This window comes from Gordonia sp. 34D, assembly GCF_056682775.1.
Genome location: NZ_CM155293.1, coordinates 3,088,998 through 3,109,823 on the forward strand (window position 1 = coordinate 3,088,998; position 20,826 = coordinate 3,109,823).

At 60.5% G+C, this 20,826-nt stretch carries 22 protein-coding genes and 1 pseudogene; 12 read left to right on the top strand and 11 right to left on the bottom strand.

What is annotated here, in order from left to right; genetic code table 11:
- Window positions 1–47: 47 nt before the first annotated feature.
- The 5 genes from AC1L34_RS14325 to dnaA form a co-directional block, all read right to left on the bottom strand.
- The gene (locus AC1L34_RS14325; protein WP_424297353.1) at window positions 48–590 is read right to left on the bottom strand and encodes a DUF721 family protein; all 543 of its coding nucleotides are present in this window, start codon (window positions 588–590) and stop codon (window positions 48–50) included.
- Entirely contained in the window at window positions 583–1,845 is a 1,263-nt protein-coding gene (gene recF, locus AC1L34_RS14330; RefSeq protein ID WP_424297351.1) for a DNA replication/repair protein RecF, read from the bottom strand. The genes AC1L34_RS14325 and recF overlap by 8 nt, the downstream gene beginning before the upstream one ends.
- A gap of 6 nt (window positions 1,846–1,851) precedes the next feature.
- Window positions 1,852–2,772: a phosphogluconate dehydrogenase (NAD(+)-dependent, decarboxylating) gene (gene gnd, locus AC1L34_RS14335; RefSeq protein ID WP_424297349.1), complete on the bottom strand. Its 921-nt coding sequence runs from the start codon at window positions 2,770–2,772 to the stop codon at window positions 1,852–1,854.
- 46 nt (window positions 2,773–2,818) lie between these two features.
- Entirely contained in the window at window positions 2,819–4,021 is a 1,203-nt protein-coding gene (gene dnaN, locus AC1L34_RS14340) for a DNA polymerase III subunit beta (RefSeq protein WP_424297348.1), read from the bottom strand.
- 569 nt (window positions 4,022–4,590) lie between these two features.
- Window positions 4,591–6,204, bottom strand: coding sequence for a chromosomal replication initiator protein DnaA (dnaA, locus tag AC1L34_RS14345; RefSeq protein ID WP_424323477.1), 1,614 nt, complete (start codon window positions 6,202–6,204; stop codon window positions 4,591–4,593).
- A gap of 311 nt (window positions 6,205–6,515) precedes the next feature.
- Here dnaA and rpmH point away from each other — a divergent pair, with 311 nt between their 5' ends.
- The 10 genes and pseudogenes from rpmH (at window position 6,516) to AC1L34_RS14395 (ending at window position 14,789) form a co-directional block, all read left to right on the top strand.
- Complete coding sequence (gene rpmH / locus AC1L34_RS14350) at window positions 6,516–6,659, top strand: 50S ribosomal protein L34 (RefSeq protein ID WP_124709456.1); 144 nt, start codon at window positions 6,516–6,518, stop codon at window positions 6,657–6,659.
- Between the two features lie 25 nt (window positions 6,660–6,684).
- Window positions 6,685–7,116, top strand: a complete 432-nt coding sequence (rnpA, locus tag AC1L34_RS14355; RefSeq protein WP_424322979.1) for a ribonuclease P protein component — start codon at window positions 6,685–6,687, stop codon at window positions 7,114–7,116.
- A gap of 5 nt (window positions 7,117–7,121) precedes the next feature.
- On the top strand, window positions 7,122–7,433 hold the full coding sequence (yidD, locus tag AC1L34_RS14360) for a membrane protein insertion efficiency factor YidD (RefSeq protein ID WP_424322978.1): 312 nt from the start codon (window positions 7,122–7,124) through the stop codon (window positions 7,431–7,433).
- A 3-nt stretch (window positions 7,434–7,436) separates the two neighbouring features.
- Complete coding sequence (yidC, locus tag AC1L34_RS14365) at window positions 7,437–8,612, top strand: membrane protein insertase YidC (protein WP_424322977.1); 1,176 nt, start codon at window positions 7,437–7,439, stop codon at window positions 8,610–8,612.
- A 53-nt stretch (window positions 8,613–8,665) separates the two neighbouring features.
- Window positions 8,666–9,322: a Jag family protein gene (locus AC1L34_RS14370; RefSeq protein ID WP_424293080.1), complete on the top strand. Its 657-nt coding sequence runs from the start codon at window positions 8,666–8,668 to the stop codon at window positions 9,320–9,322.
- A 1,247-nt stretch (window positions 9,323–10,569) separates the two neighbouring features.
- A pseudogene (locus AC1L34_RS14375) lies at window positions 10,570–10,748 on the top strand (single-stranded DNA-binding protein); the annotation flags it as partial.
- 398 nt (window positions 10,749–11,146) lie between these two features.
- On the top strand, window positions 11,147–11,863 hold the full coding sequence (gene rsmG, locus AC1L34_RS14380; protein ID WP_480034856.1) for a 16S rRNA (guanine(527)-N(7))-methyltransferase RsmG: 717 nt from the start codon (window positions 11,147–11,149) through the stop codon (window positions 11,861–11,863).
- A 140-nt stretch (window positions 11,864–12,003) separates the two neighbouring features.
- Window positions 12,004–12,897, top strand: a complete 894-nt coding sequence (locus tag AC1L34_RS14385) for a ParA family protein (RefSeq protein WP_424324206.1) — start codon at window positions 12,004–12,006, stop codon at window positions 12,895–12,897.
- Window positions 12,894–13,943: a ParB/RepB/Spo0J family partition protein gene (locus AC1L34_RS14390; protein WP_424294172.1), complete on the top strand. Its 1,050-nt coding sequence runs from the start codon at window positions 12,894–12,896 to the stop codon at window positions 13,941–13,943. Before AC1L34_RS14385 ends, AC1L34_RS14390 begins: the two co-directional genes overlap by 4 nt.
- 111 nt (window positions 13,944–14,054) lie before the next feature.
- Window positions 14,055–14,789, top strand: coding sequence for a hypothetical protein (locus tag AC1L34_RS14395; protein WP_424294173.1), 735 nt, complete (start codon window positions 14,055–14,057; stop codon window positions 14,787–14,789).
- A 19-nt stretch (window positions 14,790–14,808) separates the two neighbouring features.
- On the opposite strand, the gene AC1L34_RS14400 is transcribed toward AC1L34_RS14395, so the two are convergent.
- The 5 genes from AC1L34_RS14400 to sigM all read right to left on the bottom strand — a co-directional run bounded on the left by AC1L34_RS14400 (window position 14,809) and on the right by sigM (window position 18,521).
- Complete coding sequence (locus AC1L34_RS14400) at window positions 14,809–15,957, bottom strand: N-acetylmuramoyl-L-alanine amidase (RefSeq protein WP_424294174.1); 1,149 nt, start codon at window positions 15,955–15,957, stop codon at window positions 14,809–14,811.
- Window positions 15,958–16,165: 208 nt separating this feature from the next.
- Window positions 16,166–16,501, bottom strand: coding sequence for a thioredoxin (gene trxA, locus AC1L34_RS14405; protein ID WP_424294175.1), 336 nt, complete (start codon window positions 16,499–16,501; stop codon window positions 16,166–16,168).
- 45 nt (window positions 16,502–16,546) lie between these two features.
- Window positions 16,547–17,485 (bottom strand): thioredoxin-disulfide reductase, encoded by a 939-nt coding sequence (trxB, locus tag AC1L34_RS14410; protein ID WP_424294176.1) that lies wholly within the window; start codon window positions 17,483–17,485, stop codon window positions 16,547–16,549.
- 103 nt (window positions 17,486–17,588) lie between these two features.
- Window positions 17,589–17,873 (bottom strand): hypothetical protein, encoded by a 285-nt coding sequence (locus AC1L34_RS14415; RefSeq protein WP_424294177.1) that lies wholly within the window; start codon window positions 17,871–17,873, stop codon window positions 17,589–17,591.
- Between the two features lie 87 nt (window positions 17,874–17,960).
- Window positions 17,961–18,521, bottom strand: a complete 561-nt coding sequence (sigM, locus tag AC1L34_RS14420) for an RNA polymerase sigma factor SigM (protein WP_424294178.1) — start codon at window positions 18,519–18,521, stop codon at window positions 17,961–17,963.
- Window positions 18,522–18,739: 218 nt separating this feature from the next.
- On the opposite strand from sigM, the gene AC1L34_RS14425 reads away from it, so the two are divergent.
- Complete coding sequence (locus AC1L34_RS14425; protein ID WP_424294179.1) at window positions 18,740–19,060, top strand: hypothetical protein; 321 nt, start codon at window positions 18,740–18,742, stop codon at window positions 19,058–19,060.
- Window positions 19,061–19,063: 3 nt separating this feature from the next.
- Here AC1L34_RS14425 and AC1L34_RS14430 read toward each other — a convergent pair whose 3' ends face one another.
- A complete protein-coding gene (locus AC1L34_RS14430; protein ID WP_424294180.1) occupies window positions 19,064–19,756 on the bottom strand; it encodes a TetR/AcrR family transcriptional regulator in 693 nt (230 codons plus the stop codon).
- 114 nt (window positions 19,757–19,870) lie between these two features.
- Between AC1L34_RS14430 and AC1L34_RS14435 the strand changes: the two genes are divergently transcribed.
- Window positions 19,871–20,824 carry a sterol desaturase family protein gene (locus AC1L34_RS14435; RefSeq protein WP_424324645.1) on the top strand — a complete coding sequence of 318 codons (954 nt, stop codon included), beginning with the start codon at window positions 19,871–19,873 and terminating at the stop codon, window positions 20,822–20,824.
- Window positions 20,825–20,826 lie beyond the last annotated feature (2 nt).

Here is a 20,826-nt window from a genome sequence, read left to right on the forward strand (position 1 = left end):
GGCTAGTTTTCTCGCTCACGCGACGAAATCGGCCACACGCCGCTCGATTAGCCGTAGGTATCGCGCGGGCCACGGCCGGAAATGTGGCGCGGCCCCTTCCGCCACGACGGTGCTTGGGGCCCCGTGATGCGCAAACTGGTAACCATTCCATGCCCGATGACCTTGGCAATCTTCGCCAAAATGGAGCTCTGCATGTACCGAAGTTGGGTGGCCCAGGCGGTAGATTCGGCACTCACGTGCAGAACCGTCCCCTGCAATTGGGTTGGCTCAGCGTGCGAGGCGATGTCTTCGCCGACAATCGACGGCCACATTCCGAACAGGGTGCCTTCAGAAATGCGCGGCTCCCAGCCGTGCTGCTTGACGACTTTGCCGACCATGCTGCCGAACGGTTGTGGATCTCGAGCATCCGGTCCCGACCCCGACCAGCGACGACGCGACCGGTCTTCGCTGCGACGCTTTTTCCGCAGCGGCGCGGCACGCCCCATGCCGACGGACTTACCCTGCGCTTTGGCGACCGCCTTGGCCTCTTCCAATGCGGCGCGCGCGAGGTCGTAGCCGGACATGGCCTCTGACGGGTTTTCCTCAGGCATTGTGCTGACTCCCCTGCCCCAGTGCCTCGTCGGTAGCGGGCTCCCCCATTTTCTTGTCCCCGATCTTCTTGTCCCCGATCCTCTCGTCACCGATCACGACCGACTTCCTGACGCCATCTTGCTCCGAGACTCCGACAGAAATTCGTCGGCCGACGATGGACTCAGGAATGTCGTCGGCGACGGCGGCCGTGATCAGCAATTGATCGGCGTCGGCGGTGAACTCGGCGAGCATGTTTCGACGGGCGACATCGAGTTCGGCGAACACGTCGTCGAGCATGATGATCGGTTCCACGCCATCGTCTCGGAGTAGACCGACGCTCGCCAGTCGCAACGAGAGGGCGAAAGACCAACTTTCGCCATGACTGGCAAAGCCTTTAGCCGGCTCGTCTCCGAGTCCGAGGAAGAGGTCGTCTCGGTGGGGGCCCACCAGACACATCCCGCGGTCGATCTCCTTCGATCGAACCTCGATGAGGCGCGCGGCGATAACCTCGCGGATCACGTCGATCTCGTCGTCTCCACCTGGACTTTTGTCGATCTCCTCGCCAGCGGCGGACCGGTATTCAATAAACGCCGGACGCGAATGCGGTGCGATTGACGCATACGAATCGCTCACGAACGGGGCGAGCTGCCGGACCAACGCCAGGCGCGAGGCGGTGACCTGCGCGCCCAATTCAGCCAGCTGGCTGTCCCACACATCAAGGGTGCTGAGCACGGACTCGGCCTGATCGCCGCCGCGCCGCAGCGCCGCACCGGCAGTTTTCAAGAGTGCGGTTCGCTGCCGGAGCACGCGGTCGTAGTCGGCTTTTGCGCCAGCGGCCATCGGCCGCAACTGAGCGACGAGTTCGTCGATGAAGCGTCGTCGCTCCCCCGGATCGCCGCGAACAAGCGAAAGATCCTCGGGTGCAAACAGCACCGCGCGAAGGATGCCAAGGACTTCTCTGGTGCGGCGCACCGGTCGCGTGTTGATCGCAGCCTTGTTGGCCCCCTGCGACGGAATTGTCAGGTCAACGGTCAATTCGCGACCATCGTTCTCCACGGTCGCGGTAATGCGGGCAGCATCGGCACCACTCCTGACCAGCGGCGCATCCGATGACACGCGATGACTGCGCAGGGTCGCCACGTAGAAGAGCGATTCCAAAAGGTTGGTCTTCCCGAATCCGTTGCGGCCCACAAAAATCGTGGTACCCGGAGTCAGGGTGAATTCGGCGTGCGGCCACGAACGGAAGTCGTGCAACGCAAGTTGGCGAACAAACACGGCGGGCTAGGGTGCCGGAGTTGCCGTCTCGCCGACGGACTTACCCGAGTTGTCGACGACCGCGTGACCGCCGAACTGATTCCGAAGCGCCGACACTGCCTTCAATGCCGGTGAGGCTTCTTGGCGGGAGGCGAACCGTGCGAAGAGCGCCGCGGAAATAACATTCGCCGGCACCGCATGCCGAATCGCCTCCTCCACAGTCCAACGACCTTCACCGGAATCGGTCGTGTAGTCGGAGATGTCGGCCAGACCCGGGTCTTCTTCCAGCGCGCGGACCAGCAGTTCCAGCAGCCACGACCGCACGACTGTCCCCTGAGTCCAGGCCCGTAGTGTGCCGGTGACGTCTTCGATCAGCGGTTCAGCCTGCAGCAGTTCGTAACCTTCGGCGTAGGCGTGCATCAGCCCGTACTCGACACCGTTATGGACCATTTTTGCGTAGTGACCTGCGCCGACGGGACCAACGTGAACAAAGCCGTCGGCGCGTTCGCCCGGCGGTCGCAGAGCGTCGAAGATGGGCATGGCGATCGCAACATCGGAGTCTGCGCCGCCAACCATCAAGCCGTAGCCGTTCTCCAACCCCCACACGCCGCCGGAAACTCCGCAATCCAGGTAGCCGATTCCCTGAGCTGCCAAGAGGTCCGCATGTGGACGGTCATCCGAAAAGTGGGAGTTACCACCGTCGATGACGATGTCGCCGGAGTCCAGCAGATCGGCGAGCGCAGCCACCGAGTCGCGGGTGATGTCACCGGCTGGCACCATCAGCCACACCACTCGAGGTGTGCTCAGTGCGTCGACCATCGCTTCCAAGCTGGCGACGTCGGACACCTCGGGCCGGGGGTCGTAGCCGACCACTTCGTGACCTGCGGCGACGATGCGGGTGCGCATGTTGGCACCCATTTTGCCGAGACCCACGAGACCGAGCTGCATTGCGACTCCTTTGGCGAGAAAGCGATTAAGTCACTTTAGGCGCAGGTCAGCCAGGTAGACGAACCGGCATCAGCAGGTAGCTGAAGTCGCTGACGGCCGCGGCGAAGGCACCGCTCTCGTCGGTTTGCGGTTCTTCTCCGGTCGACGGTCGGAGCACCGCCGGGCGGATTGCCGCACGACGCTGGCCGGAGCCATCCGGTTCCGGATTGGTGAAACCGAATTCGACAGTATCGGTGCCGATCGCAGCCAAGCCGTCGAGCAGGTAGTGCGGGTTGAACGCGATAAGGATCGATTCGCCGTAGAACTGCACCGGCAACTCTTCTTCGGCCTTGCCCGCTTCGTCGCCTCCGGCCGTCAAGAGAACCGAGTCGCTGCTGAAATCGAGGCGCACCTGGGCACCCCGCTCGGCGACGAGCGAAACGCGCTTAATCGCTTCGATCAGCGGAGCGCTTTCAACAATGGCGATCGAGCTGTGATTGGCCGGGAACAGCTGGCGAAACTTGGGAAACTCGGCGTCGAGCAGGCGCGTGGTGGTTTTCTTGGCACCGTTCGTGATTCCGAGCATGCCTTCGGAACCGATCGCGTGCACGGCACCGAAGGCCAAGTCCACATTTCCGGTCCCGTCGGCACCGGCCGATTTAGCTGCTTCGGAGAGCGTCTTCGCGGGCACCAAAGCGGCACCGGATGCACTGGGATCTGTTGGCAACCACTGCATTTCACGAACCGCAAGGCGGAAACGGTCGGTCGCAGCGAGGACCACTTTGTCGCCCTCGATCTCAACGCGGACACCGGTCAGCATGGGCAGTGTGTCGTCACGACCAGCAGCGAGTGCCACCTGGGCAACTGCTTCGGAGAACAGGTTTGCCGGAACAGAACCGGTGTTTTCCGGGATCGCTGGCAATTCCGGGTAGTCCTCGACAGGCATCGTCGGGAGCGAGAATTTAGCGCTGCCACAGCTGATAGCGACGCGCGCACCGTCGATGGTGACATCGACCGGCTTGTTGGGCAGCGACTTCGTAATTTCAGCGAGCAGACGCCCGGAGACCAAAGCCTTGCCACTTTCGGCCACCTCGGCGGAAATCACCTGAAGGGTTGAGACTTCGTAATCGAAGCCTGCGACCTGGAGGCCAGCGTCGTCTGCGGTCAGAACCACGCACCCGAGAACCGGCACCGGAGGACGTGAGGGCAGGCTGCGAGCAACCCACGCGACGGAATCAGCGAATTCGTCGCGCACGACACGAAACTTCATCGGTGGTGTAACCCCTTCTCGACGTGCCAGGTCCGTTACGGCGTGCAACGGGTCCGGCGATGGTTGCTCGCCGAATCCCACTGTAGAGCGCGCAGCGATTCTTTGGACAACTCGGGCCAGATCCGATGGTTGCGAAGCGCAGGCGGCCGCGAGCGCGATGGCGCGAGCGGTTCGGCAGGGTGTGTATCCACACACCTTCTTTTAAAAGATGTTCTTTAAAGAATAAATCTTCTTAGTAATAGGTCCTGTGAGTTCTGTGGACAACTGATTCTTTCTGCAGGTCAGGATGCTCGGCCCGTTGTGCAGGACCAGTGGATGAGATCGGTGGATGGATCGTCTCGGCTGTGGAGCAACTGAGACGATCAACAGCCATCCCAGTGTTGTCCCCAGAATTTGCCCCGTTGTCACCATGATGTCCACAGGCTTGCCGTAGACGTTGTCCTGGGCCTTTACCTCGCACGCACGCGGTCAAAGTTGGGTTGAGCGATCAAAAAAGGTGGCCACAAACTCTTTTGAGTCTGCGGCCACCCTTGAGGGTTATTGCGTCGGAGTTGAAGCTGACGGCCCGGCTAGCGGTTCGCTCGCTGTTTGATGCGCGCGGTCAGTTCCTGCACTTGGTCGTAGATGTTGCGGTTCTCATGCATTTGCTTGCGGATCTTCTTGTCCGCGTGCATCACCGTGGTGTGGTCGCGATCGAACGTCTCACCAATCTTCGGCAGCGATAGGTCGGTCAGCTCGCGGCACAGGTACATCGCGATCTGGCGCGGCAACGTCAACGCGCGGACCTTGCTCGGACCGGTCAGGTCCTCGACCGGCAGATCGTAGAAGTCAGATGTCTGGGCGACGATGCTCGCCGCACTGATATCCATCGGTCCCGAATCCGGGATTAGGGCTTTCAGGACGACCTCGGCCAGGCCGGTATCGAGTTCGGTGTTGTTGAGCGAGGCGAACGCGGTGACGCGGATCAAGGCACCTTCGAGCTCACGAATATTGCGTTCGATTTTCGATGCGATGAGTTCCAGCACGTCATCTGGTGCAGCGAGCCGATCCATCTGCGCCTTCTTCCGAAGGATCGCGATGCGAGTCTCCAGGTCGGGTGGCTGCACGTCGGTGATCAGCCCCCACTCGAAGCGAGTGCGGAGACGATCTTCCAGCGTCGCGAGCTGTTTCGGCGGGCGGTCCGACGAGACGACGATCTGCTTGTTCGCGTTGTGCAGCGTATTGAAGGTATGGAAGAACTCCTCCTGGATACCTTCTTTACCCTCGAGGAACTGGATGTCGTCGATCAGGAGCATGTCGATGTCGCGGTAGCGGCGCTTGAAGGCGACGCGACGGTCATCGCGCAGCGAGTTGATGAAGTCGTTCGTGAACTCTTCGGTCGAGACGTACTTCACGCGCATGCCGGGGAACAGTCGTTGGGCGTAGTGCCCTGCGGCGTGCAGGAGATGCGTCTTGCCGAGTCCGGATTCACCCCAGATGAACATCGGGTTGTAGGCGCGGGCCGGGTTCTCGGCGACGGCGACGGCCGAGGCGTGTGCAAAGCGGTTGGATGCGCCGATAACGAAGGTGTCGAAGGTGTACTTGGGATGCAGCGAGGTAGTCCCGTTGTCAGGGGCCGTGGTCTCGCGCTGTTCAAAGTAGGTCGACCACTCACGCGGTTCGACGGGCCGGCGCTGCGACTGCTGATAGGTCAGAGCGGCGAGCTGCTCATCGGAGGGGATAGCGGGGCTTGCGGGGTAGGTCGGGGTCGGAATCTCATCCGACTGCATGCCGCTCCCGGTGTACGGCGACCCAGAAAGTGAGCCCGAAGATGTGATGCTTGTTGCAGTTGGGGCTGAAGGGTGTGGATGGGTATCCACAAAATCATTCGGTTCATCGACAGTCATCGACCCGCCAGCGGCAGCTTCGTCCACACGAACGGCGATGTCGACGTTATGACCCAAATGCCGACTCAACGTAATCCGCACGGCCTCGCGCAAGTTGCGTTCAATCTGCTCCTGGACGACCGACGACGGTACGGCGAGAAGCGCGAAACCTTCGGTCATCGTCAACGGGCGAACCAGCGATAGCCAGGCTTTTTGCTGGTGCGTGAGAGATTCGACGTCTGACGGTCCAGTCCCGTTCGAGAGGTCCGCGACTACGGCCTTCCATACGTCGCTGAACGAGTCTCGGTCCCCGGCCACGTGCCCCCCTTTAGTGCGGTCGATCGGATGCTTTCAGTGATTGAGAGTGCCACGAACGAGGCTCTCCGCGCGAGTTGTCCACAAAGTTGTCCACACCTGTGGATGGATCTGTTAATAAATTCCACCGATGTAATTCGGTGTCCGCGATATCCGCAGGTAACCCGTCGTTTGATTTGGATTCCTGTGCCCAGTACCCTCGAAAGGTCGCCTGTACATGGACTGCGGAATACGCGCTCGCTCGCGAGTCGGCCCCGGTCGATCCATGAGTGGGCCCGTTAAACCGCCTGTAGTACCAACACGAGGAGTTTCCAGTGGCCAAGGGGAAGCGCACTTTCCAGCCGAACAACCGTCGTCGCTCACGAGTGCACGGCTTCCGTCTGCGTATGCGGACCCGCGCCGGTCGCGCCATCGTGAACGGTCGTCGTTCCAAGGGCCGCGCCAAGCTCACCGCTTAGTCGCGAATCCGGCCCGGTCAAATCGGTGTCGGCCGACGCGGCGCGGATTTCGAAGAAGTCCGACTTCACCCGCACACTCACCAAGGGTGTGCGGGTTTCGGCGCGTGATCTGTCAGTTCAAGTAGCACCTGTCGGTACCGACTGGCCTGATGCCAGCGGGCTGAGACCGGACGTTGCCTTGCACGGCGGCCCGTGGCTCGGTCTTGTCATCTCCAAAAAGGTTGGTAACGCGGTGGTTCGGCATCGGACCGCGCGGCGCCTTCGTCGTGCCTTCGCTGCGGCCGCGGTCGGGACGTTGCCCACCGAAACGTATGTGGTGGTCCGCGCATATCCGGGGATCGTCGATAAATCCAGTGCCGAACTCACCGAAGTCCTTCGTGCCGCGTTTGCGCACCGTAAAGTTCTGGCCGCGTGCGCTGGGTTAAGCAGCGACAATTCGACGCACGGGAAGGGCTGAGAAACATGCTGGAAAAGCTGTACCGCCTTCCGCGAACCAGTCTCATCTTCGTGATTGAGCTCTATCGGACCTGGGTTTCCCCGACCCGCATGCCGACGTGCCGTTTTGAACCCACATGCAGTGGTTACGCCGTTGAGGCGTTGTCGAAGCACGGCTTCGTGTGGGGATCGGTTCTCGCCACCTGGCGGCTGCTGAAATGCGGGCCGTGGCATAAACCGGGCTACGACCCGGTCCCGGAGTTGGGACCCGTGGAGTGGCTCCGCAACAAGACTTCCAACAGTGATGCGAAAGCATCACCTTCAGATAGGGGTAAGTGAGCCGTGCTCAACTTCATCTACTACCCGGTGTCATGGATCATGTGGCTCTGGCACTGGTTGTTCGACAATATCTTGCCGAACTCACCGGGCTGGGACGGTCTTGCGTGGGCACTGTCGGTGGTTTTCCTGGTGTTCTCGTTGCGCGCCATCTTGTACAAGCCGTTCGTCAAGCAGATCCGCACGACGAAGCAGATGCAGGAAATCAATCCGCAGATGCAGGCGATTCGAAAGAAGTACGCCAACGACCGCGTCAAGATGACCGAGGAGATGCAGAAGCTCCAGAAGGAGCACGGCTTTAACCCGCTGCTCGGTTGCTTGCCAATGTTCATGCAGATTCCGGTGTTCATCGGTCTGTTCCACGTGCTGCGGTCGTTCAACCGCTACATCCCCGAAGGCGGCGGCGGCTTCGGCGTTCCGCATACCGGTCCGAGCCTGTCGTTGGAAGCCAACCGGATGACGGGCAACTACGCGTTCAGCCCGGAGCAGGTACAGAACTTCCTCGACGCCCGATTCTTTGGTGTCCCGCTGTCGTCGTTCCTAACGCAACCGGAACAGCAGTGGGCGGCGTTTGTGTCGTCGGGCAAAGTAGCTGACGTTGACTTCACTCGCTGGCAGATCGCCGCCGTGATCGTCCCGCTGATGCTGATCGCTTCGTTCGCCACGCACATGAACTCGCGTGCATCGGTGTCGCGTCAGACTGCGGCCGCAGAGGCGAATCCGCAGACCCGCATCATGAACAACCTTGCACTCTGGGTGTTCCCGCTCGGCATCCTCGTCACGGGTGTGTTCTTCCCCGTCGCCATCCTGCTCTACTGGGTGGCCAACAATGGTTGGACGTACGCACAGCAGCACATCGTCTTTGGCCGTATCGCCAAGGAAGAAGAAGAAGCCAAGCTCGCGAAGGAAGAGCGACTTAAAGCCGCTGCACCGAAGCCCGGCGCACGACCGGATAAGACAAAACGCGAAAGCAGCGTCGCCGTTGTTGATGGTGCCGTTGAGGACGACGACGCCGATGCCACGAAGGTAGATGTCTCGAAGAAGGCCACACCGGCTAAGGCTCAGGGCACGGCCTCGAAGGCGACGCAGCCAAAGAAGACTTCGCCCGGTCAGCGACAGACCAAACCCGGCGGTGCACGGCAGGCCGGCAACAAGCGCAACAAAAAGAAGGGCCGCCGGTAACGGCACTGCGAACCCTTCCCCAGACGTATTTCAATTGAGTAAGGAACACATTCATGACTGACCAGACTGTGTCGTCCGATGACACCGTGACCGACGAATCGGTGGAAGTCGTCGAACAAGAGGCCCAAGGCAGCGCCGTTGCGGTTGACGAAGCAGAGGCGACACCTGACGCCGATGTTCTCGATGACGACAATGATCAGGACGACGACAACGACGACAGCGACGACAGCGACGAGGACGACGACGAGGAAGACAAACTCGTTGAAGAAGGTGAAGTCGCCGCGGACTATCTTGAGCAGCTTCTCGACATCCTCGACTTCGATGGCGATATTGATCTTGATGTCGATGGTGATCGTGCGATTGTCAGCATTGATGGCGGCAAGGATCTGAATAAGCTCGTCGGCCGGAACGGCGAGATTCTCGATGCTCTGCAGGAATTGACGCGTTTGGCTGTGCAGCAGTCAACCGGTGATCGGAGTCGGTTGATGCTCGACGTCGCGCGGTGGCGTGATGGTCGTCGTCAGCGTTTGGCTCAGCTGGGTACCGAGGTCTCTGAACGTGTTCGGGATTCAGGTGAGCGTGAAGTCCTTGACCCGATGACTCCGTTTGAGCGCAAGATCGTGCACGATGCCGTTGCGGCTGTCGCCGGTGTCTACAGCGAGAGTGAGGGCGTTGAGCCCAAGCGTCGGGTGGTTGTCATCAAGGAGTGACCGCCTCCCGTTTTCCGTGAAGCCTCGACCTTCGGGTCGGGGCTTCACCCGTTTTGGGGGGTGTTCGAGATTTCGACACAGTGACCTTTTGGCTCCCAGGATGCGCCTGCTGGATTTACGGCTGTCTGAATGGGTGATCTTGTTCCACGTGGAACGTGGACGCCACCGATGGCGTCATTGCTTGGCGAAGATAATCACACGTCTGTAGTTCAGGCGCGAAGTAGCTCCCCTTCCCCGTGCGAACCTGCTCCCCTCCCCCGTGCATGTGGGACTCGTTGAAGGTGAAGTTGCTATGGACTACCAAGGAGTGACCGACTCCACCCTGTTGATCTCGCAGGCCAGCGGATGATGCCGGTGGCTGCGTCGGGCATGCGTACTCGACCGAGGTCAGTAGCCCAGGCCCGAATGACGATGCCGCGTGTTGTGTTCGTGCTTGAAATCGCCGATGACGACGCGGGCCTCGATCAGGTTCGTGCACGGATGGGTCCTTCGAGTATGTCCTTGGCTATTCCCGTGGGTCGGTGCCAGTTGTACAGCGTCGAGGTCGACGGCGATCTCGTTCCACGTGAAACGTGGACGTCGTCACCGATGGCGCCAACTGCTCGGCGAGGATAATCACATGCCTGTAGTTCGGGTGCGAACCTGCTCCCCTCCCCCGTGCATATGTGGGGCTCGTTGAAGAAGGTGAAGTTGCTGTGGACTACCAAGGAGTGACCGACTCCGCCCCCTGTTGATCTCGCAGGCCACTGGATGATGCCGGTGGCTGCGTCGGGCATGCGTACTCGACCGAGGTCAGTAGCCCAGGCCTGAATGACGATGCCGCGTGTTGTGTTCGTGCTTGAAGTCGCCGAGGACGACGCGGGCCTCGATCTGGTTCGTGCACTGGTTGCGGTTCAGGCACCTCCGGTCGCAGGTGGTTGTTGAACGACTCGATGTAGCCGCCGTTCCACGGCGTTCCCCGACCGCTCCACGATGTGCAGCAACGGTTCACGCGTGCTCGTCGAACCGGAACGCCGCCCACGCCCGCCGGGATCCGTGGCACGGATGGGTCCTTCGACTATGTCCTGGGCTATTCCCGTCGGTCGGCGCCAGTTGTACAGCGTCGAGGTCGACACGTCGAGGTCGACGGCGATCTCGTTCCACGTGAAACGTGGACGTCGTCACCGATGGCGCCAACTGCTCGGCGAAGATAATCACATGCCTATAGTTCAGGTGCGAACCTGCTCCCCTCCCCCGTGCATGTGGGGCTCGTTGAAGAAGGTGAAGTTGCGGCGGGCCATCTTGAGCAGTTTCTCGACATCCTCGACTTCGATGGCGATATTGATCTTGATGTCGATGGTGATCGGAGTGTCGGTTGATGCTCGAAGTCGCGCGGTGGCGTGATGGTCGCCGTCAGCGTTTGGCTCAGCTGGGTACCGAGGTATCTACGTGATCTCGTTCCACGTGAAACTCGACGTCACCAATTGCAGCATTGCCTGGCGAAGAAGATTGCAGGACGTAGTTCAAATGCGAGAGGTCATCGCGCTCGCCTCACTTGCTGTTGCTGCCTACAGGAAGTTGAGCCAGAGAAGGATCGCACAGTGGCGGTCAGAGCCAAGCGCTTTAGGGACTAAACTAAACGAAAGGCAGTCATCCGAGATCTTCGGAATCGATCGTGACTGCGGCAGGCCCCGAACGAAGTCGCGCGGGAGATCGGCAACGACGCTGCTGTTCCCCTGATGGATGATCCATGACCATCTAATGTGCGATGCTGCGTTTCACGTGAAACGCAGCGTTCCTATACCGAGGTGAGTTTCACGTGAAACGACGAAGGATGACAGAGTGATGGCGGGCGAACCCGAGAGCGGTCCAGGATCGAATACCGAAACCGAGCCGACACCTCCGATCGCGGCAGCGATCTTTGGAGAGCGTCTGGATCTGGCAGAAAGGTACGCCAGCATCCTTAGTGAGGAAGGTGTCTTGCGGGGGCTCATCGGACCCAGAGAGCTTCCCCAACTGTGGACTCGGCACCTGCTGAATTGCGCTGTCCTGTCGGAGGCGATCGATGAAGACTTGACCGTCATCGATATCGGTTCGGGTGCAGGCTTACCAGGCATTCCGCTGGCTATCGCGCGACCAGATCTGGCCATCACGCTGATAGAGCCACTGCTGCGACGAACAACATTTCTCGATGAGGTCGTTACGGAACTCGGTCTTAAGAACGTCACCGTTGTCCGTGGAAGGGCCGAGGAAAAGGCAGTCCTGAAGGCAGTCCAGCCGGCGGACGTCGTGACGTCGCGTGCGGTGGCACCGCTTGAGCGTCTCGCGAAGTGGTCCGCTCCCCTCATTCGTGGTGGGGGCCGATTGGTTGCGCTAAAGGGGCGGTCGGCAGCCGACGAGATTGCGCGTGATCGGGAAAAGGTGTCGGGCTTCGGTATCCGTGACCTGACGGTCGAAGAGTGCGGGACAATGTTAGAAACACCCACCACGTTGATCACGGGTCGACGTATTGAGAGTGCCAAGGATGCGCGCAAGGCGCGTCGTGCCGGACGCCGAGGCTGAGGAAAGAGATTCAATTGGTGTCATTTCGCCGCAGGGCGCAGAATGAAAGCACTGACCAAAGGAGTCCCGGGGTGCCCGACAGCGCACATAGATCGACCCAGGAGCCGCGCGTTTCACGTGAAACGCCGCCCGTTCCACAGATGCCCACATTTGACGACACCCCGATCGCGACGGCGGCGGCACACGCCAGCCAGGTCTTGACCCCCGGTGGGGCTGGGCGCCTCCCCCGCCCGCCGCGGCCGCGCATCATGACGATTGCCAACCAGAAGGGCGGTGTCGGAAAAACGACGTCGGCGGTCAACCTGGCAGCTGGTCTTGCGCTTCATGGACTTGGGGTACTGGTCATCGACTTGGATCCGCAGGGCAACGCAAGTACCGCACTCGGGATCGATCACCGTCAACCCGGTATCGCATCGGTGTACGAGATGCTGCTCGATGATGTGTCACTGCGCGAGGCGATCCAGCAGTCACCCGCGAGCGAAAACCTGTACTGCGTACCGTCCACCTTGGATCTGGCGGGTGCCGAAATTGAGTTGGTCTCGGTTGTTGCTCGGGAGAGCCGACTCCGGAATGCGCTCGATGAGGACCTCCTCGTCGAATTAAACATTGACTACGTTCTGATCGACTGCCCACCGTCGCTAGGGCTCCTGACGGTGAACGCGATGGTTGCGGCTCGAGAGGTGCTGATTCCGATTCAGTGCGAGTATTACGCACTCGAGGGCGTTGGTCAGTTGCTTCGGAACATCGAGCTAGTGCAAGCACACCTGAACAAGGAACTGCACGTCTCGACAATTTTGTTGACGATGTACGACGGTCGTACCAAGTTGGCAGACCAGGTTGCCGCGGAGGTTCGCAACCACTTCGGCGACAAGGTCCTCACGACAATCATTCCGCGCAGCGTGAAGGTTTCCGAAGCGCCTGGATTTGGCATGACGATCATTGAATACGATCCGGGTTCACGTGGATCAATGAGTTATCTGGACGCGGCTCGGGAATTGGCGAACCGCGGAGCGGCTGAAGGGGCACTTCGATGAATCAACGTGACACGCAGCGTCGTGGCGGTCTGGGACGCGGCCTGGCCGCACTCATCCCGACGGGTCCGCCGGAAGACGACCACCGTCTCAATACTCCGCGGATGGGATCGGCGGCAGCAGACGTCGTGATTGGCGGCGGCAACGCGGTTCGACCAACCGCTAAGCCTTCGACCGACTTGCTGGCTCCCACGGCTGGTAACGACGAGCAGGCTAGTGACGTCGGTGCCGTGTACCGCGAGATCGTGCCGTCGGAAATCGAAGCGAACCCGATGCAGCCGCGAACAGTTTTCGACGAGGAAGCCCTCGCTGAACTCGAGCACTCGATCCGCGAGTTTGGTCTGATGCAGCCGATCGTGGTCCGGGAACTCCCCTCCCCCAGGGCCAATGGGGTGCGCTATCAACTCATTATGGGTGAGCGTCGGTGGCGGGCCAGCACCAACGTTGGCCTTGCTACGATCCCGGCGATCGTTCGTGAGACCGCTGACGGCGACATGTTGCGTGACGCACTGTTGGAGAACATCCACCGCGCACAGTTGAATCCGCTCGAAGAAGCGGCCGCGTATCAGCAGTTGCTCGAGGAGTTCGACGTGACTCACGAGGAACTCGCGAATCGTCTCGGCCGTTCGCGGCCGGTGATCACCAACATGATCCGCCTGTTGAAGTTGCCGATTCCCGTGCAACGACGCGTCGCTGCGGGTGTGCTGTCGGCCGGCCATGCACGTGCGCTTCTCGCACTCGACGCTGGCAGCGATGCCCAAGAGGCGCTCGCCGCGCGCATCGTCCGTGAAGGGTTGTCGGTCCGAGCGACAGAAGAAGCCGTCACTTTGGCGAATCACGACGGCCCGGATGCCAAACCGGAGGCGAAGAAGCGTCGACCCATCGAGATGCCAGGCCTGAAGGATGTGGCGAATCGGCTGTCGGACCGTCTCGATACCAAGGTGACGGTGAGCCTGGGCAAGCGCAAGGGCAAGGTTTTGATCGAGTTCGGGTCGGTTGACGACCTCGAACGCATCGTCAACGTCATCGCCGAGAACACCGAAAAATAGCGATGTAAATCGGCCATACGCGTAGACGCAGCCGTTTTGTCACTGTGACAGGTTGTGTCGGAGGCAATTTCGAGTCGAATCGAAGCGATAAGAAGGAGAAGAGGGACGGCAATGGCCATCGCCGTAGTACCGCTGGATCTCAGCGACTTCGAGACCCTTCCGCTTCATTCCCGCCGCTGCGTGTTCTGGGAAGTGGATCGGTCTGGAGAATCGTCAGCGGTCGATTCGATGATGGCAACAACGACCGCCCCGGGCGAGACGGCCGGTCCGGAAAGCGAGTTCGACAAAGAGGCGTGGTTGTCAGGACTCCTCCTGGAATGGGGTGTGTGCTGTCAGGTGGCAATCGAGCCGACCACCGAACGTGTGGTCGGCGCGGCGTTCTACTCGCCACCGGGTCGGGTGCCGCGGGCACAGCACTTCCCCACTGCCCCGGTGGGTGTCGACGCAATTTTGTTGACGAGCATCCGGATGGAACCGGGATTTGAAAGTGACGCCGCGGTCGTCCTCGACGCGGTGGTCGCCGATCTGATCCGTCGCGGCGTGCGCGCCATCGAAGCTTTCGGATTTAGTGGAGACGACGAATCGCTTGCGATGGACCTGGTGACACTTTTGCTCGGAAGCGGATTCGCTGGCGATGTCTGTCAGCGCTGCATTCTCTCGACCGAGGCGCTGCTTGATTTTGGGTTCGAAGTGGTAGCCGACGACCCGTATCTGCCCCGACTACGTCTTGAGCTCAACGAGGGCTTGGGATGGAAGAGTCAGGTGGAGCGGGCATTGAAAAAGCTTGTCGAGCCGATCCACCTGCCTGCGCTGTCGAGTGCAGAAGCGGAAAGAGTGCCCCTATAACTCGGGAGCGGACGGCTGGTTAGCCCGTAACCCGTTCTGCGGCAAGTAATTCCGCAAAGGTGTAGGTGCCGGTGGGCCGATCATTCTCGCCAAGCAGATAAAGGCGCTTGACGGCCACGAGGATCGCCTCGGCGACGGTGTCGCGTACTTCGGGGCGGGCCAGGCAGGCGGCGTCGTGTTCGTTGGTGATGTAGCCAGCTTCGATTAGCACGATCGGCATCCGCGTGGAGCGGAGAATGTTCCACGTGCGCGCATGCGTCCGACAATCCAAAAACTCTGTGCGAGCGGCGATTTCACGCTGGATGTAGCCAGCGAGACTGCGGCCAATCGTGGAGTACGAGCCGTGCGAGTTACCGAAATAGAAACTGGAGACACCGTTGGCCTTGGGATTGTGGTAATGCCCGGTGCGCAACGAGATCATGAGATCGACGTCGGCGAGGTTGGCAACCCGGATCCGCTCGTCGTCGGACGTCGCAGCCTTGGCCTCGTGTGAGAGGAACGTTTCCATTCCTGCGGCAGACATCCGACCGTCGAGTCGGGAGGCGAGATCCCAGAGGAGGACATTCTCGTCTCCGATGGGTTCGTCCGAGCCCGGATCGATCAGGATCCGCTTTCCGGTCAATTGCGGACCGGACTTACGGACATGCTCTTCTTCGCGGATCGCGTGGGGTGAGCCGCCGGTAACGCGGGTTCCGAGTCGTTCGAGCGAGCGGAGTGTCGAGGGGCCGCAGATGCCATCGGCAGAAAGACCGTACTCGGTTTGGTACAGGCCAACGGCATTGTGAGTTACTTCGCCGAACACGCCGTCGACGAGCCCGTGGTAGTAACCGAGGTTCTGGAGCCGAGACTGCAGCGTTGCTACGTCGTCGCCGCTCATTGGTGCGGACAGGCGGTAAAGCAGAACGCGGGCACCCAGTTGGTAGGACGCTTCGCGGAGTGCGGTGTACGTGGCACGACCAACGAGGCCGTCGACGATGAGACCGCGTTCCTGTTGGAACGCGCGGACTGCACGGTCACAGGTTTCGTCAAAAACGGCTTCGGGTGGCGACCAAGGTGTGCCGGTGGTGGCGGGGCTAGGCAGGGATGCCGGCAGCAGACCACGATTGGCCAAAATGGCCCGGATCTCCGCGACAGCGGATCCGTGGTCTCCCAGACGCAACACCTGCATACGTAAATCCCACTTTCTCGGCGCGACTACCCGCGCAGCAGAACAGGCCTTGCTCTGCCGGACATAGTTCTGGTTTATTCTCTCAGGCGAGACGTGCACCGACAAACCGATGTCCCCCATCTGTGACCATAGACCCACCCCCGTTGAATTTGGGATGAGCCTATGGTCGATGGTGATACAGCGGGTGCGGAGTCAGCGGTACGACGGACTACTTGAGGACGTCGGACAATTCGCGCAGCAGCGCGGCTTTTGGCTTGGCGCCCATGATGGTCTTGACGGGCTTGCCACCGGAGAACAGCATCATGGTGGGGATGCTCATGATTTGGTAATCGCGCGCCACGTTCGGGTTGGCGTCGATGTCGACCTTCACGACGGCAAGCTTGTCGGCGTTGTCGCGGGCGATTTCCTCGAGCACGGGAGCGACCATTTTGCACGGTCCGCACCACGTGGCCCAGAAGTCGACGAGGACGGGCTTGTCTGCCGACCCCATGATGACGTCGTCGGCGAAGGTGGCATCGGTTGCGGCGGTGGTGTGCTCGGACATGGTTCCTCCTGGTGGTTCAGTTGAGATCAACTCAACTGAGGTTGGTTATGCCTGGTCGGCAAGCCAGCGTTCGGCGTCGATTGCTGCCGAACAGCCGCTACCTGCGGCGGTAATGGCCTGGCGGTACGTGTGGTCGACGAGGTCGCCGCACGCAAAGACGCCGGGGATGTTGGTGTACGTGGTGCGGCCCTCGACCTCGACGTAGCCGTCGCTGTCGAGCTGCACCTGGCCCTTGACGAGGTCGCTGCGCGGATCGTGGCCAATGGCGACGAACATGCCGGTTGCTTCGAGCGGACGTGTTTCGCCGGTGATGGTGTCGGTGAGCTCAAGTTCGGTGACCGAGTTCTCTCCCTTAACCGCGGACACGGTGGCGTTGAGGATGAATTCGATCTTGTCGTTGTCACGGGCGCGTTCAAGCATGATCTTGGACGCGCGGAACTCTTCGCGACGGTGGATGAGGCTGACCTTGCGAGCGAACTTGGTCAGGAAGATCGCTTCTTCCATGGCCGAGTCGCCACCGCCGACAACGACGATGTCCTGCTCCTTGAAGAAGAAGCCGTCGCAGGTGGCGCAGGCGGAGACGCCGCGGCCGAGGAGTTCCTGCTCGCCGGGGACATTCAGGTACCGAGCGGCGGCACCCATCGCGAGGATCACGGCGCGGGCGCGGTGCACCTCCCCCGCGACCTCAACTTCTTTGATGTCACCATCGAGGCGGATGGCATCGACGTCTTCCATGCGCAGGTCCGCGCCGAATCGGAGGGCTTGCTCGCGCATCTCGTCCATCAGGTCGGGACCTTGGATGCCCTTCTGAAAGCCGGGGAAGTTCTCTACTTCGGTGGTGGTCATGAGCGCGCCACCGAAAGACATGCCTTCGAATACGAGGGGTGAGAGTTCAGCGCGGGCAGCGTAGATAGCCGCCGTATAACCGGCAGGACCCGATCCGACGATGATGAGGTCGTGGATCTGGTTATCGGTGTCGGTCATCAATCCTCCGTTGTCGCGAAGTCTGCCCAGCACTTCGTTGTCGCTGTGGGCGCAGACGCATTAGTCAACAACAGAATATGGCCCAATGTTCCCGAAGTCGCGATCAGGTGAGATCGTCGATGACTTTGTCGATGCGGGCGGCGACGTCGTTGGGCATCGGTGGCGCAGTTTGTCCGTAGGCGCGGAGGTCGGACTGCACGCGATTGAGAGCATCCAGAACCCTTGGTGCATTCGGATCTGCGGCGAGGCGGGCGCGAACATGTGCATCGGTGGCTGGGTCGAGGGCATCAGCATGGAAGTCGGCAAGCAGCCGAGTAGAAAACGGGGGTTCTGGCAACGGGGACTTGGGCAGCGAAAACTCCGAGCCTCGCGCATCTGAAGGACCCATGATGTTTCGAAGACCGCCCGTCTGGTGTTGGTGCCACCCAACACTACTGAGATGGCGTCGGTGTATCGGCGGATTGAACGATGGCCATCAGATTTCTTCTCGCAAGTAGTTCAACACTAGCGCCAGCTTTTCGCGGCCGCGCGAACAGCGGCTCTTAACAGTTCCAAACGGCACTTGTAGGGCGGCCGCCGCATCGCTGATCGAGTACCCGTTCAGATCGACCAAAATGATGGCTGCTCGCTGGTCTGGTGTGAGCACGTCCAATGCACGTCCGATGGACAGTGACACGTCGATGTCCTCGGTGTAGTCGTGGTCATCGGCGATCATGGTTGCGAATTCGAAGAGTGGGACGGTGTCATGGCTGCGGCAGCGTCGTATGCGGTCCAAGCATGAGTTCACGACAATTTTGTGAAGCCAGCTCGCGACCGATGCATCTGCTCGGTACGACGTCGCCGACGTGTGAATCGACACCCAAGCATCTTGGATGGCGTCGGCGGCATCGTCTGGATTTCCTGTGGTGCGCAGGGCGATGGCCCACAGGTGGTTGCGATGCCGTTCGTAGAGTTCGCGGAAGGCCTCTCGGTCGCCTGCGAGATGTGCGCGCAGGAGTTCCGTGTCGGCTGTTTGGCTGATAATCCCCCGAGTCATGTCGATGAGATTAGGGGCAAATGGTGTCCGTTTTAGCGTTTCCGTCCAGTTTGTGGATTGATTTGTCAGACCTGTGGATAACGACGGTAGGCGTCCCCCTAACCTGCACAATCCAGTAGGCAGAGGTCGCGAATATCTGCGAACGGAAGGCGCTGCCCGTTGGCGTCGCGCGCGGGTGGGGTGGTAACCGTCGCCTACCCCGCTACTACGATGGCGGCATGAGTGACGACAAGCCGCTGGCGACGTGGCAGGCTGGCCGATCGATGGGCAAGCTGGCGGTCCCGGGCCAGTTGCAGTTGACGAAGACGCACGTCGTATTCGAGCCGAAGTCGGCGCGCGCGGCAGGAGCCCGTTTCTCCGTGGCGCTGACATTTGTGGCAGCTGTCGGAAGGGCTCCGGGCACCGGGAAGTTCCTGTCCGGCGGCAAGCGGGAACGCTTGTGCATCACGCTCGGGGATGGCTCCGAATGGTTGTTCGTGATGCCCGAATTGGCTGACGCCACCGAGCAGATCAGCAGTCGCCTCGCAGTCGGCAAGTAGCGACTAGCCAGCAAACAAGCTGGTATAGGTGGCCGCGTACATTTCCGAAACCACCTCGTGGATGGTTTCGACCTGGAACATCTCCGGGCCGGCGTGATCGCTGATGGGATCGCTGATTGCCATCTGCCAGTCCACCAGCAGCTGCGTGATGGCACCGACGAGTGCGATCGCGCCCAGCTTCTGTCTGGTGGTGACTTGATCGCCAGCCACCGCAAATCCGACGATGAGGTCGGCCCAGTCGTGGATGGCGCCCAGCCGAAGCTTCTCGATCTCGGGAGAAACCCCGACGACCTCAATGAGAATGACGCGGGCCCGTCGCGGATCGTCGACGAGCGAATCGATGAAACCACCGAGGCCCTGGCGGGCAATCTCCGGAATTAGCTCCCCGGGGATGGGGCCCTCGCCTACTCCTGCTTGTTGAAGTAGCTCGGTAATGGACGCGAGAACCTGGGCACGCGCAAGGTCAACGCAGTGCTCATAGACGGCAGCGAGCAGGTTTACCCGATCCGGGAACGACTCATAGAAATAGCGCTGGGTGAGTCCAGCTTCGTCGCAGATTTTCTTGACTGACACGTTGAGGTATCCCTCGGTGCCGAACAGCTCTAAACCGGCGTCCACCAGCGCAGATCGTCGTTGCTTCTGGCGATCTGCAGCAGTGACACCCCCGTAGGTACGCCCACCCATTTCTCTAGTCATTAGGCGTTATTCTACGCGTGACGAAAATGGCTGAGGCCTTGCATCAGGACTCTGACACGTTAATATGTCAGTTAACGCGGGTTACAGCTACCGCGATTGCGAAAGAAGTCGGATATGTTGGACTTTCTGCCGGAGCCAATGCGAGACCCAACGGTCCTCGCTATTCCGTTCTTCGTCACGATGATGCTTCTCGAGATCTTTGCTGCGGTACGCAGTGAACGCGGCGCTGGAATGGCCAGTGGTGGCATCGACCCTGACGGAGTTGACCCTGCGGCACCACATTCTGTCGGCGCCTACGAGGGGCGCGATGCTCGGGCTTCCATCTACATGGGCTTGGTCTCGATCGGCACCTCGGCTGTTTGGAAGTTCCTGGCGCTCTTTGTCTACGTCGCCCTATTTGCGTACGTGGCACCGTGGCAGCTGCCAGCCAACCAGTGGTACACGTGGGCCATCGGGTTCGTCGTACTCGACTTCCTCTTTTATTGGGACCATCGGATCTCGCACCGCGTACGCCTTGTCTGGGCGACGCACCAGGCTCACCATTCGAGCGAATACTTCAACTTTGCGACCGCACTTCGGCAGAAGTGGAACAACAGTATGGCGATGGTGATGTTTGCACCTCTCGTCGTGTTGGGGGTCCCGCCAGCGGTCGTGTTTGCGGTGTACTCGCTCAATCTGATTTACCAATTCTGGATCCACACCGAACACATCGGGACCATGTGGAAGCCGTTCGAATTCGTGATGAATACACCGTCGCACCATCGCGTGCATCACGGAAGCGACGCCGAATACCTGGATCGCAACTACGGCGGGGTCTTCATCATCTGGGATCGCATGTTCTCGTCGTTCCAGAAAGAGGTACAGCGACCGAGGTATGGCCTCACGAAACCCGTTGATACGTACAACATTTGGAAGCTGCAGACCTTCGAGTATGCGGCCATCGGACATGACGTACGTCGGGCGCCAACGTTGCGGGCAAAACTCGGCTACATTTTTGGTCCGCCCGGATGGACTCCCGAGCCAGGGACGGTGCCTGCGCCCGCAGAGAAGGCTTCGCAAAGTGCGTAACG